Origin of the sequence: Cryobacterium sp. Hh11, assembly GCF_004404045.1 — a bacterium.
Taxonomy (GTDB): Bacteria; Actinomycetota; Actinomycetes; order Actinomycetales; family Microbacteriaceae; genus Cryobacterium; species Cryobacterium levicorallinum.
In genome coordinates, this window is sequence record NZ_SOHF01000011.1 from 68,408 (window position 1) to 82,711 (window position 14,304).

9 protein-coding genes are annotated in these 14,304 nt (G+C 63.6%); 8 read left to right on the plus strand and 1 reads right to left on the minus strand.

All coding sequences use genetic code 11. The annotated features are described in order from the left end of the window. The first annotated feature begins 7 nt into the window (after window positions 1-7). The gene (gene gcvP, locus E3T46_RS04010) at window positions 8-2,908 is read left to right on the plus strand and encodes an aminomethyl-transferring glycine dehydrogenase (RefSeq protein ID WP_134577557.1); all 2,901 of its coding nucleotides are present in this window, start codon (window positions 8-10) and stop codon (window positions 2,906-2,908) included. A gap of 9 nt (window positions 2,909-2,917) precedes the next feature. Here the strand turns inward: gcvP and E3T46_RS04015 are convergent, their stop codons facing one another. Further along, a complete protein-coding gene (locus tag E3T46_RS04015; RefSeq protein WP_092450299.1) occupies window positions 2,918-3,709 on the minus strand; it encodes a CPBP family intramembrane glutamic endopeptidase in 792 nt (263 codons plus the stop codon). A 322-nt stretch (window positions 3,710-4,031) separates the two neighbouring features. On the opposite strand from E3T46_RS04015, the gene E3T46_RS04020 reads away from it, so the two are divergent. The 7 genes from E3T46_RS04020 to E3T46_RS04050 all read left to right on the plus strand — a co-directional run bounded on the left by E3T46_RS04020 (window position 4,032) and on the right by E3T46_RS04050 (window position 14,290). Continuing rightward, entirely contained in the window at window positions 4,032-5,690 is a 1,659-nt protein-coding gene (locus E3T46_RS04020; RefSeq protein WP_241979009.1) for an ABC transporter substrate-binding protein, read from the plus strand. A gap of 145 nt (window positions 5,691-5,835) precedes the next feature. Next, the gene (locus tag E3T46_RS04025; protein WP_134577558.1) at window positions 5,836-6,765 is read left to right on the plus strand and encodes an ABC transporter permease; all 930 of its coding nucleotides are present in this window, start codon (window positions 5,836-5,838) and stop codon (window positions 6,763-6,765) included. Further along, entirely contained in the window at window positions 6,755-7,702 is a 948-nt protein-coding gene (locus E3T46_RS04030; protein ID WP_092450294.1) for an ABC transporter permease, read from the plus strand. The genes E3T46_RS04025 and E3T46_RS04030 overlap by 11 nt, the downstream gene beginning before the upstream one ends. Next, window positions 7,699-9,447, plus strand: a complete 1,749-nt coding sequence (locus tag E3T46_RS04035; protein ID WP_134442004.1) for an ABC transporter ATP-binding protein — start codon at window positions 7,699-7,701, stop codon at window positions 9,445-9,447. The genes E3T46_RS04030 and E3T46_RS04035 overlap by 4 nt, the downstream gene beginning before the upstream one ends. Before the next feature lie 330 nt (window positions 9,448-9,777). After that, window positions 9,778-11,565 carry an ABC transporter family substrate-binding protein gene (locus E3T46_RS04040; protein WP_134442002.1) on the plus strand — a complete coding sequence of 596 codons (1,788 nt, stop codon included), beginning with the start codon at window positions 9,778-9,780 and terminating at the stop codon, window positions 11,563-11,565. A gap of 145 nt (window positions 11,566-11,710) precedes the next feature. Next, complete coding sequence (locus E3T46_RS04045) at window positions 11,711-13,243, plus strand: ABC transporter permease (RefSeq protein WP_134442001.1); 1,533 nt, start codon at window positions 11,711-11,713, stop codon at window positions 13,241-13,243. Next, window positions 13,244-14,290: an ABC transporter permease gene (locus E3T46_RS04050; protein ID WP_134441999.1), complete on the plus strand. Its 1,047-nt coding sequence runs from the start codon at window positions 13,244-13,246 to the stop codon at window positions 14,288-14,290. It begins immediately after the preceding gene. Window positions 14,291-14,304 lie beyond the last annotated feature (14 nt).

The following is a 14,304-nucleotide window of genomic DNA, read 5'->3' on the forward strand; positions in this document are numbered from 1 at the left end:
ACGCACTATGAGCCAGGCTTTCACTCAGCGTCACATCGGAACGGATGCCGACGCCCAGTCCCACATGCTCGCCACGCTCGGCTACGACTCGGTGGAACACCTCGTCTCCGCCGCCATGCCCGCGTCGATCCACGCCGACCTGTTTCGGCAGGACGGCGACAGCGCCCTGCCGCCCGCCGCAACCGAGAGCGAGGCCGTCGCGGAGTTGCGCGCCCTTGCCGGCCGCAACACGGTCAAACGCTCGATGATCGGTCAGGGCTACTACGATACGTTCACGCCCGCCGTGATCAAGCGCAACGTGTTCGAAAACCCCAGCTGGTACACCGCCTACACGCCGTACCAGCCGGAAATCTCGCAGGGCCGGCTCGAAGCCCTGATCAACTTTCAGACCATGATCGCCGACCTCACCGGGCTGACCACGGCCAACGCGTCGATGCTCGATGAGTCAACGGCCGTCGTCGAGGGCATGCTGCTCGCCCTGCGCGCGTCCAAGTCGGGCTCGCGCCGCTTCATCGTTGACACGGATGCCTTCCCCCAGACGCACGCGCTGCTCGCCAATCGCGCCGCCGTACTCGGCATCGAACTCGTCCAGGTTGACCTGAGCGAGCAGACCACGGCCGAGGATCTCGGCGACTATTTCGGTGTCTTCGTGCAGTACCCGTCCAGCTCCGGTCGCATCTGGAACCCCGAGGGCGTCATCGACCTGGCGCACGAACAGAAGGCGCTCGCCGTTGTGGCCGCTGACCTGCTCGCCCTCACCCTGCTGAAGTCGCCCGGCGACCTCGGCGCCGACGTCGCCGTCGGCACCAGCCAGCGTTTCGGTGTGCCGATGGGCTTCGGCGGACCGCACGCCGGCTACATGGCCGTGCGCAAGGGACTCGAACGCCAGCTGCCCGGCCGCCTGGTGGGAGTGAGCGTGGACGCCACCGGCCACCCCGCCTACCGCCTCGCCCTGCAGGTACGCGAACAGCATATTCGCCGCGACAAAGCCACCTCGAACATCTGCACCGCCCAGGTGCTGCTCGCCGTCATGGCCGGCATGTATGCCGTCTATCACGGGCCCGAGGGCCTGAAAACGATCGCCACCCGGGTGCACGAGCGAGCCGGTGCCCTCGTCGCCGCCCTGCGCGCGATCGACGTCGACGTGCTCACCGACGCGTTCTTTGACACGTTCCAGATCAACGTGCCGGCGGGCGCCGCCGAGGTCGTCGCGAAGGCAGCCGCGAGCGGCTACAACCTGCACCAGGTCGATGAGAACATCATCAGCGTGTCGGTGGATGAGACCACCACGCTTGCCGACCTCTCTTATATCGTCGGAGCGTTCGGCGGCCGCTCGGCATTCGGCCACGTCGACTTCGACGCCGTGCAGCACGGGCTGCCGACCGATCTCGAACGCACCAGCGATTTCCTCACCCACCCGGTGTTCAACACTCACCGCTCCGAGACCAGCATGATGCGTTACCTCAAGCGCCTCGCCGACTACGATTATGCGCTCGATCGCGGCATGATCCCGCTTGGCTCCTGCACCATGAAGCTCAACGCGGCGAGCGAGATGGAGGCCGTCAGCTGGCCCGAATTCGCCGGGATCCACCCGTTCGCACCGCGCGCCGACGTCGAGGGCTACCTGCACCTGGTGCGCCAGCTCGAAACCTGGCTGACGGATGTCACCGGTTACGATTCTGTGTCGCTCCAGCCGAACGCCGGCAGCCAGGGCGAACTGGCCGGGCTGCTCGCCATTCGCGGCTACCACCAGTCCAATGGGGAGAGTGCCCGCACAGTCTGCCTGATCCCGTCGAGCGCGCACGGCACCAACGCGGCATCCGCTGCCCTGGCCGGCATGCGTGTCGTGGTCGTGGCCTGCGACGAGCTCGGCAACGTTGACCTCGCCGATCTGCACGCCAAGATCGCCGAGCACGCCGCCGATCTGGCCGCGCTCATGATCACCTACCCGTCCACCCACGGCGTGTATGAGCACGAGGTCGCCACCATTTGTGCGGCCGTGCACGCGGCCGGTGGCCAGGTTTATGTCGACGGAGCCAACCTCAACGCGCTGCTCGGATTCGCCCGGTACGGCGATTTCGGCGGCGATGTCTCGCACCTGAACCTGCACAAAACCTTCTGCATCCCGCACGGCGGCGGTGGGCCGGGCGTCGGCCCGGTTGCGGCCAAGGCGCACCTCGCGGCGTTCCTGCCGGGGCATCCGCTTGCCCAGAGTGACGAGCATTACCTGCTCGGCAGCGGGGGAGCCTCGGCCACCGTCGTGCACGCCGGCGGACCGGTCTCGGCCGCGCCCTACGGCAGCCCGAGCATCCTGCCCATCTCCTGGGCGTATGTGCGCATGATGGGCATCGATGGCCTCAAGCAGGCTACCGGCGCCGCAGTGCTCGCGGCCAATTACGTCGCCAAGCGCCTGGAGAACAGCTACCCGCTGCTCTATTCCGGCGAAAACGGCCTGGTCGCGCACGAGTGCATCCTCGACCTGCGTCCGCTCACCGCGGCCACGGGGATCAGCGTGGACGACGTGGCCAAACGCCTCGTCGACTACGGCTTCCACTCGCCGACGATGAGTTTTCCGGTCGCCGGCACGCTCATGGTCGAGCCCACCGAGAGTGAAGACCTCGGCGAAATCGACCGCTTCTGCGACGCCATGATCGCGATCAAGGCTGAAGCGGATGCCGTCGCCGCCGGCCGCTGGCCCGCCGACGACAACCCGTTGCACAACGCTCCGCACACCGCGCAGTCCGTGATCGAGGGGGAGTGGGAGCATCCCTACGACCGGGCAACGGCGGTGTATCCGCTGGCGTCGCTCGTGCGCAACAAATACTGGCCTTCGGTCCGTCGCATCGACAACGCCTACGGCGACCGCAACCTGGTCTGTGCCTGCCCGCCGCCCGAAGCCTTCGAGTAGGGGACGGGGCTAGCTGGCCGGGGCGAGCAGTCCCGGCCACCAGGCCAGCGCGAGCGGGTACCCGACGAACGAGAGAATGTCGAGCAGCCAGTGCGTCACCACGAGCGGCATGGTGCGCCCCCAGCGGGTGTAGCACCAGCCGAACACGACTCCCATGGCCACGTTGCCGAAGAACGGTCCGACGCCCTGGTACAGGTGGTAGCTGCCACGCAGCACGGCTGAGCTCAGAATGATCGTCCAGGTCGACCAGCCGAGCTCACGCAGCCGGGTGAACAGGTAGCCGACCACGATGATCTCCTCGACCAGCGCCGCCTTCAGTGCGGCGAACACGAGAATGGGGATGGTCCACCAGAACGTGTCGAGCGGTGAGGGCACGACGGCCACGGTGAAGCCGAAGGCGCGCCCGGCCAGGTAGAGCGCGAGCCCCGGAATACCGATCACCAGCAGCAGCCCGAACCCGCCGAGTACGTCCTTACCTGGCCGGGTCAGGTCGAAGCCGAGCCGGGTGAACGGGTTCTGCCCGGGCTTCCAGAGCAGAAACAGCACCAGCGCTACCGCTGCGAGACCGAACGCGATGCCGAGAAACTGGTAGGTGAAGTCGAGCCACTCCCGCGGCGACTGCGAGCCATTGATCGTCGCTGACTGGTCGGCGAGCGGTGTCACATCGGTGAGCCGGGCCACGATCGACACGATCGAGTAAACGGCCGACGCCCCGAGCGACAGCGCGAGCACTATGCCGATCTCCCAATACAACGGTGAATTTCCGAGCCGGGAACGGTGCGGGGCGGATGCTGGCGGCATGGCCCTATCCTGCCACCCCGGCATCCGCAGACGCTCGCGTCACGATCGCGGGGGAAGCATCCGTTCGAAACCCGCCCCGCAACATATGTGCAAAATGACAGTATGTGACGCTCAATAGTTGTCAGATAGATTGCGCGTCTGTAAAATTTTTCACCGTATTGCCCAATCTGGATAAGTAACAAACTAGGGTCGTAACAACCCCCCAATATTGAGCCGGTGCTTTCGCGGCCAAAATTAGGTTGACTCTACTGGCGCGTGACCCGGTCAAGAGCTGTGTCAGGCGCCCTTTTGTGCATAGGAGCAAAAATTGAAAATCAGGAGAATGGGCATTGTTGCCATCGCTCTCGCCTCGACCGGAGCCCTCGTGCTCTCGGGTTGCGCTGGAGAATCGACGACATCGGCTGACGGCACCGCGATCATCACGACGAACGGCAGCGAGCCGCAGATGTCGCTGATCCCGACCAACACCACCGAGGTGGGCGGCGGAAAGATCATCACGTCCATCTTCGCCGGTCTGGTCTCGTACTCGGCCGACGGCGAGATTCAGAACGAGGTCGCCGAGTCAATCGAGTCCGACGACGCCACGACCTGGACCGTCACGCTGAAAGATGACTGGACTTTCACCAACGACGAGCCCGTCACGGCATCGTCCTTCGTTGATGCCTGGAACTATGGCGCGCTGTCCACCAACGCGCAGGGTTCCTCCTACTTCTTCGACAACATCGTCGGCTACTCCGACGTCTCCAACATGATCGACGACCCGACCGGCGCGACCGACGAGGACGGCAACGTTCTTCGCGTTGCCTCGCCGCTCGCCGAGACCATGTCCGGCCTGACGGTCGTCGACGACACCACGTTCACCGTGGAGCTCGCCGGAACCGAGGCCGACTGGCCGCTCCGCCTCGGCTACACGGCCTACTCGCCGCTGCCCGAGGTTGCTTTCGAAGACATGGATGCCTTTGGTCAGAACCCGATCGGCAACGGCCCGTACGAGCTCGCGAGCGAGAACGCCTGGGAGCACGAGGTGCAGATCGAACTCGTCACCAACCCGGACTACGCGGGTGTGCGCACCCCCGCCAATGATGGATTAACCATCATCTTCTATGCCTCCTTCGATGCCGCTTACGCGGCCGTGCAGGGCGGCGACCTCGACGTGCTCGATGCCATCCCCGAATCCGCCCTCGCGAGCTACGAGTCGGACTTCCCGGATACCTTCATCAATGAGCCCGCCGCGGTATTCCAGGCCTTCAACATGCCGTACTACCTCGAGCACTGGTCCGGCGATGAGGGCAAGCTGCGTCGCGCCGCCGTCTCCATGGCCATTGACCGCGCCGAGATCACCGACGTCGTCTTCCAGAACACCCGCACCCCCGCCACCGACTTCACCTCCCCGGTTATCGATGGCTACTCCGATTCCCTCGCGGGTTCCGAAGTGCTCGAATTCAACCCCGAAGAGGCCGTCGCACTCTGGGCCGAAGCCGATGCCATCTCGCCGTACACCGGCACCTTTGACATCGCGTACAACGCCGACGGACCCCACCAGGTCTGGGTCGACGCCGTCGTCAACAGCGTCAAGAACACCCTCGGCATCGACGCAGTCGGCAAGCCGTACCCGACCTTCGGCGCTGCACTTGAAGACCGTGACGCTCAGGCACTGACCGGCGCTACTCGCGCCGGATGGCAGGCCGACTACCCGTCGCTGTACAACTTCCTTGCGCCGCTGTACCAGACCGGTGCCGGCTCGAACTACGAGGGCTACAGCAGCGAGGCATTCGACACGCTCCTGAAGGAAGGCGCCGCGGCATCCAGCGTTGAAGAAGCCACCGCCAAGTACGTCGAGGCTCAGGAAGTCCTGCTGCAGGACCTCCCGACCATCCCGCTGTGGTACCAGAACACCTCCGGCGTCTGGTCTGACACGGTGAGCAACGTTGAGTTCGGCTGGGATTCCGTGCCGCTCTACCACGCGATCACCAAGAACTAATAGTTCGTTCCTAGTTCGTCGTTACGAGAGGCCCGGGGGTCATTCCCCGGGCCTCTCGAGTTCCCCTTAATGATTGCGAATCTTTCATGCACTCGACTTCACCCGTGCCAATCAGCACCGTGTCAACTGCGCCGACGGGTAGCTGATGCTCTGGTATACCGGCAAACGTCTGCTCCAGATGATCCCCGTGTTCTTCGGCGCCACGTTCCTCATCTACTTCATGGTGTTCTCCCTCCCCGGAGATCCCATTGCTGCCCTCTACGGCGAACGTCCCCCGTCGGACGCCGTCATTGCCCAAATTCGCGCCGAGTACAACCTCGACAAGCCGTTCTTCGTGCAATACCTGCTCTATATTGGTAACTTCTTCCAAGGTGACCTCGGAACGACCTATTCCGGTCGCTCCGTCTCCGACGTGATGGCCTCCGCGTTCCCGATCACGGCCCGACTGGCCATGCTCGCTCTCGCCTTCGAAGCCTTCTTCGGCATCCTCGTCGGCCTCATCGCCGGGCTCCGCAAGGGCAAGCTTTTCGATGCCAGCGCCCTCGTCGTGAGTCTGCTGCTGATCAGCGTGCCGACCTTTGTGATCGGCTTCGTGCTGCAGTTCGTCTTCGGCGTGCAACTGGGCTGGGCCCGCACGACCGTCAGTGGTGCTGCGCCGATCGGCGAACTGATTTTGCCAGCGCTGGTGCTGGCATCCGTTTCGTTTGCCTATATTGTGCGCCTCACCCGGGCGAGCGTGTCCGACAACCTCAACGCCGACTTTGTGCGCACCGCCACAGCGAAGGGGCTGTCCCGCCCCCGCGTCGTGACCGTGCACGTGCTGCGCAACTCGCTCGTACCAGTGATCACCTTTCTCGGTGTCGACATCGGCTCGCTCATGGTCGGTGCCATCGTCACCGAGGGAATCTTCAATATCAACGGGGTCGGTGGAACCGTCTTCAAGGCCATTCGCCTCGGCGAAGGACCGACCGTGGTGTCGTTCATCGCCGTCATGGTAGTGATCTTCGTGCTCGCCAACCTGCTCGTCGATCTGCTGTACGCAGCTCTGGACCCAAGGATCCGTTATGCCAAGTAAGAACCAGGGCGCGCAGCCGCACTTCGTTGCAGCGCTCGAAGACACCCCGCTCGTAGCCATCGACCACCTCGACGAGACCGCGAAAGCGCGCAGCACCTGGGCGGATGCCTGGGACGCGATGCGTCGTCGGCCCGCCTTCTGGATTTCCTCCGGACTCATCCTGCTCATCGTTCTGGTGGCGCTGGTTCCCGGATGGTTCTCGTCGGTGTCGCCGACCCAGTGCCAGTTGTCGGACAGCAACGGGGGACCGCAGTCGGGGCATCCGCTCGGCTTCACCTTCCAGGGCTGCGACGTCTATGCCCGAATCATCTTCGGCACCAGCGCCTCGGTAACCGTCGGCATGTTGGCTGCGGCGATCGTGACTCTGTTCGGCCTCATCGTCGGCGCCCTCGCCGGCTACTACGGCGGTTTCCTCGACGCCATCGTCTCGCGCATCGGCGACATCTTCTTCGCCGTTCCGACCGTGCTCGGCGCCATCGTGCTGCTCTCGGTGCTGCCCGACCGCACCCCGGTGGTCATCGCGCTCGTCATCTCGATCTTCGCCTGGCCGCAGGTCGCCCGCATCATGCGCGGCGCCGTGCTGACCGCGCGAAACTCGGACTACGTGGTGGCGTCGGTCGCACTCGGCGTGTCCAAGTTCAAGATTCTGGTGCGCCACGTGGTTCCCAACGCCATCGCCCCCGTGATCGTCATCGCGACGGTCTCACTCGGCACGTTCATCGTTGCCGAAGCCACGCTCTCGTTCCTCGGTATCGGCCTCGGGCCGGGCACAATGTCGTGGGGACGCGATATCGGCGAAGCGCAGACATCCATTCGTACGAGCCCGCAGGTGCTGCTGTATCCCTCGATCGCGCTCTCCCTGACCGTGCTGGCGTTCCTCATGCTCGGTGACGTGCTCCGCGACGCGCTCGACCCCCAAGCGAGGGCACGCCGATGACCCAGTTAGTGACCGAAACCGTGAACCAGACTCCTTCCGCCGACTCCGAACCGCTCCTGGAGATCCGCGATCTCGAGGTCGGCTTCCGCACCCAGCGCGGCATCGTGCCCGCCGTGCGCGGCGTCAGCTTCACGCTCTACCCCGGCCAGACCCTCGCGATCGTGGGGGAGTCCGGTTCGGGCAAGACCACGACGGCGCAGGCGATCATCAAGCTGCTGGCCGGCACCGGCCAGGTGACCGGCGGCCAGATCCTGTTCGAGGGTCGCGACCTGACCACCCTGAACGCCACCGAGATGCAAATCGTGCGCGGCCGCGAGATCGGCTACGTTCCGCAGGACCCGATGAGCAACCTCAACCCGGTGTGGAACATCGGGTTTCAGGTGTCCGAAGCCATCAAGGCCAACAGCGGCCTACGCGGCAAGCCACTGAAGGCGCGCACCATTGAAGTGCTGCAGGAGGCGGGTCTGGCGGATGCCGCTGACCGGCTCAAGCAGTATCCGCACCAATTCTCCGGCGGCATGCGTCAGCGTGTGCTCATCGGCATTGGGCTGTCGGCTCGGCCGAAACTGCTCATCGCCGACGAGCCGACCAGTGCGCTGGATGTCACCGTGCAGCGCCAGATCCTCGACCACCTCGCCACCCTCACCCGGGACTACGGCACGAGCGTTCTGTTCATCACCCACGACCTCGGCCTCGCGGCCGAGCGGGCCGAACAGCTCGTGGTGATGTACAAGGGCAAGATCGTCGAGTCCGGGCCGTCGCAGGAGATCCTCGCCAACCCGCAGCATCCGTACACCCAGCGTCTGGTGGCGGCCGCTCCGAGCCTCGCCTCGCGGCGCATTCAGGCGAAGAAGAATGAGGATGCCCCGGCGACCGAAATCTTCTCGGCCGGCGGCACGGACACCGCGCTGATTCGGCGCGCCACCGACCGTGAACTGGCAGCGTCGGGCAAAGACCTCATCTCGGTCGAGGGCATCACCAAGATGTACCGCATCCGTAAGTCCGGGCTGCGTTTCGACGAGCTGCTCGCCGTGAACGAGGTGTCGTTCGGGGTGAAGAAGGGCACCACCACGGCGATCGTGGGGGAGTCCGGTTCGGGCAAGTCCACCGTGGCCAAGCTCATTCTGCAGCTGGAGAGCCTCACCAGCGGGCGGATTGAATTCGAGGGGCGCGACGTTGCCGGGTTGAAAGGCAAGGAGCTGCTGAACTTCCGCCGCCGCGTGCAGCCCGTGTTCCAGGACCCGTACGGTTCGCTCGACCCGCAGTACAACGTGGGAAACACCATCGCCGAGCCGCTGCTCGCGCACAAAGTGGGCACCAAACGGGAACGGCAGAAGCGCGTGCTGCAGCTCCTCGATCAGGTGTCCCTGCCCGCGTCGACCCAGTTTCGGTACCCGAGCGAACTCTCTGGCGGCCAGCGCCAACGCATCGCGATTGCCCGCGCCTTGGCGTTGAAGCCCGACGTGCTCGTGCTCGACGAGGCCGTCTCCGCGCTCGATGTGCTCGTGCAGGGTCAGATCCTGAACCTGCTCACCGAGCTGCAGACGGAGCTTGGCCTGACCTACCTGTTCATTACGCACGACCTCGCCGTGGTGCGCCTAGTCGCCGACAATGTCTGCGTCATGCAGAAAGGGCGCATCGTCGAGGCGGCATCGACCGACGACGTGTTCGACAACCCGCGTGAGGTGTACACGCAGGAACTGCTGGCGGCAATCCCCGGAGCAAACTTCGAGTTCGGGCGGTAGCTGATCGGTGTGCACGATGCGGGCCCGACGGGGATCGATCCCCGTCGGGCCCGCAGTGTTGTGGGGGCGCCGTATCGGCCAGAGCGGTCCCCGCCGTTACTGCCAATCGGCGAATTTTTTACCGTAAACGGGTGAATCTTAGCTTGACGGGCGTGTGAGCGCAGGTTTCATGCAAAATTCCCGACTTGGACGAAAAACAATGGTTCCTTTTCATAACAGTTCGAGCATTTGCTTGTCACCGCCGTTGATACCTCTCTAGGGTCGAGTCAAACCACGATCGACTCGCGGCCCCTCGCCGTGGACCGACAATCACTTCGCTCAGGAGGAATCTTGTCCATTAGAGGAAAACTGTTCAGGAAAAAGCTCATCGGGGTCGCCGTTCTCGGTGTATCTGCCCTCGTCTTGACCGCCTGCACCACTACCGGCAGCACCGCCACCAACACGGATGCCGCGGCTAGCGGTGGTACCGTCACGGTCGCGGTGGTCAACGACTTCACGTCCTTCAATGGTCAGACTCCACAGTCCAACCTCGACACCAACGGACAAGTCGGTTACCTCATGGGCAACTACGCGTCGGCTTTCTCCTACGTTGACAACGAGTTCAATATCGTGCGCGAAGAGAAATTCGGCACCTTTGAGAAGACCAGTGACGACCCGCAGACGGTCACGTACACGCTCAATCCTGAGAACAAATGGTCAGACGGAGAGCCCGTGACCGCCGATGATATGGTGCTCGCTTGGGCTATCGGTGCCGGCTACTACAACGACTCGACCGTCGATGAGGCCACCGGAGAAGTCGCCACCGGCACCACGTATTTTGAGATCGCTGCCAGCACCGCCGGCCTCGACACCACGGCATTCCCCGAGGTCAGCGAGGATAACCTTTCGATGACCCTGGTCTACGACACTCCCTACGTCGACTGGGAGCTGGTCAACCCGATCGCCCAACCCGCCCACATTGTGGCCAAGAAGGCCGGGCTCGGCTCGGCCACCGAACTGACCGAACTGCTCAAGGGCCTTCCGAAGGGCGACCCGGCGTCCCCGGTCGACCCCAACGCCACGTTGAAGGCCGCGGCTGACTTTGTGAACACTGGCTACGACGTGACGGCGTTCCCGACCGACCCCGACCTCCTCGTGTCGAGCGGTCCCCTGGTGCCGACGGGCTGGACCCCCGGCCAGTCGTTCACGATGGAGCGCAACGAGTTCTATGTCGGTGGGATGCTGCCGAAGATCGACAAGCTGATCTTGCGCGTCATTCCTGACGCGAACGCCCAGGTGACGGCATTGCAGAACGGTGAAGTCGACATCATCAACCCGCAGGCATCCGCTGACACGCTGACTGCCCTTGAGAACACCGGTGCCGACGTCCTCACCGGCGACCAGGTCTCTTATGACCACCTCGACCTGCGTTTCGACCAGCCGGTCTTCGCCGACATCAAGGTGCGCCAAGCATTCCTCAAAACGGTCCCGCGCCAGCAGATCCTCGACTCCATCGTGACGCCGGTCAACGCCGACGCCAAGGTGCTGAACTCGCAGATCTGGGTTCCGGCCAACGAGCCCTATGACGATTCGGTGGCCAACAATGGCTCGAGCGCTTATGACGAGGTTGACATTGAGGGCGCGAAGGAGCTCCTCGCCGGTGCCACCCCCTCGGTGCGCATTCTTTACAACACCAACAACCCCAACCGGGTCGATGAGTTCCAGGCCATTCAGGAATCAGCCGCCAAGGCTGGGATCACGGTTGTCGATGCGGGTTCACCCGACTGGAGTTCCCTGCTCGAGGGCGGTGACTATGACGCCTCCATCTTCGGCTGGATCAGCCCCGGCGTCGGCTCTGCCGGCATCGCACAGATTTTCTCGACCGACGGCGGTGGAAACTACAACCAGTACGAGGGCACCAACGATGACGCCATCCTGTCCCAGACGACTCTCGATCCCGATGAACTGATCGCCATCGAGAAGCGCATGGACAAGCAGATGTTCACGGATGCCTATGGACTGCCGCTGTTCCAGCTGCCCGGCGTGTTCGGAGTCTCCAAGCGCGTGAGCGGCGTGGAGTACATGGGCAACCAGACCGGTCCGTTCTGGAACTTCTGGGAATGGTCCGTCAGTAAATAGCTAGGTCGAATGTCCTAGCCCGATCGCGAGTTGGGCTCCTGGGTTTGCTCAGGAGCCCAACTCGCGGGTTTGGCGGCATCCGTTCTGAGTCACATTGTGGCAGTCCAGCAGTCCGAACCAACTCCTACAGTGAGGTAGCCCCGGCATGGTGAGCTTCATCCTGAGACGAATTCTCGTTTCCATTCTCATCTTGATCGCCGCATCGTTTCTGATGTACGTCATGGTCGGCTATTCGGCGCAACCGCTGCAAGATCTGGAAGGCAGCAACTCTCCCAATAAACAGCAGCTGATCGATGCCCGGGTTGCGCTTCTCGACCTCGACGTGCCGCCGCCTCTTCGCTGGGTGCTCTGGCTCGGCGGCGTCGCCAAGTGCGCGATCCCCTTCGCCAATGCCTGCGACCTGGGGTCGACGATCTCGAACGCCCAGGTCGTCGATATTCTTCCCAACGCTTTGGCCGCCACCGTGCAGCTGGTCACTTTCGCCCTTGTGCTAGCTATTTTGCTCGGTGTCACGATCGGCATCATCACCGCGCTGCGTCAGTACAGTGGCCTCGACAACACCGTCACCTTCGTCAGCTTCTTCCTGTACTCGTTGCCCGTATTCCTGGTCGCCGTGCTCCTGAAAGAGTTCATCGCCATCGGCTTCAACGACTTTCTCCGTGATCCTGTTATCGGCGCTGGAGCACTGGTGGTGATCGGCCTCGTCGTCGGTGCCATCTGGCAGTCACTGCTCGGCGGTGACCGCCGGCGTCGACTGGTGGTTTTCCTGGTGTCGGGGCTGGCTACGTCCGGGGTGCTGCTCCTGATGAGCGCGACGGGCTGGTTTATGAATCCGGGCCTGGGGCCGATCCCGGTCATCCTGCTGGTCGCGGCGATCGCCCTCGGCGCTGCGACCCTGCTGGCCGGACTGCGCAACCGTCGGGCACTGATTACCGCCGGTATCAACGCTGCGGTCGCTATCGCAGCGTATTTTGTGCTCCAGCCCCTATTCGACGTTTCGAGCGCCGGAACGCTGTTCATTCTCGCACTCGCCACGATCGCGTTCGGGTTGGTCAGCGGCTTTCTGGCCGGTGGCTATGATCGCGGCCAGAATATGCGCGTCGGTCTCGTTACCGCGCTCTTTTCCGGCGCGGTCGTGCTGGTTGACCGGTTCATGCAGTCCTGGGGTGCCCTCCTGACGGCGACCAACGGGCGCCCGATCGCCACCGTGGGTTCAAAGACTCCGGGACTGTCCGGGGACGTGTGGCTCGCTGGCCTCGACACGTTTGTCCACCTCACCCTGCCAATTATTGCCCTCTTGCTGATTTCCTTCGCCGGGTACACCCGGTATTCCCGCGCGGGCATGCTCGAGGTGCTCAGCCTCGACTACATCCGTACCGCGCGCGCCAAGGGGCTTCCGGAGCGCACGGTGATCGTGCGGCACGCGTTCCGGAACATGCTCATCCCGCTGACGACTCTCGTCGCTTTTGATGTCGGGGCCCTGCTCGGTGGCGCAATCATCACCGAACGGATCTTCGCCATTCCCGGCATGGGCAGCCTGTTCAACGCCGGCTTGTTTCGGGGTGACCTCAATCCGGTGATGGGCTATTTTCTCATCGTCGCCGCGATGGCGATCACCTTCAATTTTCTGGCCGACATGGCCTATGCCGGGCTCGACCCGAGAGTGAGGATCCGTTAAATGTCCACACCAATTGGTTCGGGGCCTACCCCGTCGCCCACCGAAATCCCTGCCGACGAACTCGCCGCGGCGAGTTCGGTACCCGAGAGTCAAGGCCGCCTGATTTGGCGCCGATTTATCGGCAACAAGGTCGCCGTGGCGTCGATCATCATTCTTCTCGTCATCATCTTGTTCTCCTTTTCTGCTATCGGCATTGGTCCGATTTCCGGCTGGTGGAAGTTCGGGTTTAAAGAACTCAACCCGCAGATGAACGGGGGCGACCCCACGCTCTCGCTCGTGCCGCAGTTTCTCGGAGGCGACGGTGTTTCCCTCGGGGAACATCCGTTCGGTCAAGACCGCATCGGCAAGGACTACTTCGCCATGACCATGCGGGGTATTCAGAACTCCGCGCTCGTCATGGTCGTTCTGGGCCTCATCGCGACCGTTCTGGGCGTGGTGGTCGGGGCCGTCGCCGGCTATTACCGCGGCATGGTCGATGCCGTGTTGATGCGCATCACGGACGTCTTCATCGTGATTCCCGCGCTCGTGATCGGCTCGGTCGTGGGCCAATGGTTCGGCAGCCTGGGTGCCCCGGTTCTGGCGATCATGCTGGGGTTCTTCTCCTGGATGGGCATTGCCCGGCTGGTGCGCGGTGAGTTCCTGTCACTGCGCGAACGTGAGTTCGTCGAGGCAGCCCGGGTCGCCGGGGCGTCCGACGCGCGCATCATTTTCAAGCACATCCTTCCTAATGCCATGGGCGTGGTCATCGTGTCGGCGACGCTCATTATGGCCTCGGCCATTCTGCTCGAGACAGCGCTGAGCTTTCTTGGCTACGGCATCCGCTCTCCCGACGTATCGCTGGGACTGCTGATCAGCTCCAACCAGTCGGCGTTCCAGACTCGGCCGTGGCTGTTCTGGTGGCCCGGTGCGTTCATCGTGTCACTGGCGCTGCTGGTCAACTTTGTCGGCGATGGTTTGCGCGATGCTTTCGACCCGCGCCACCGCAGGTTCAAGCTCAGCAAGATGCGCGAAACCCAGCCCGAACCGGAACTGGAGCGCGAACCGTGATGCCGATCACGGGC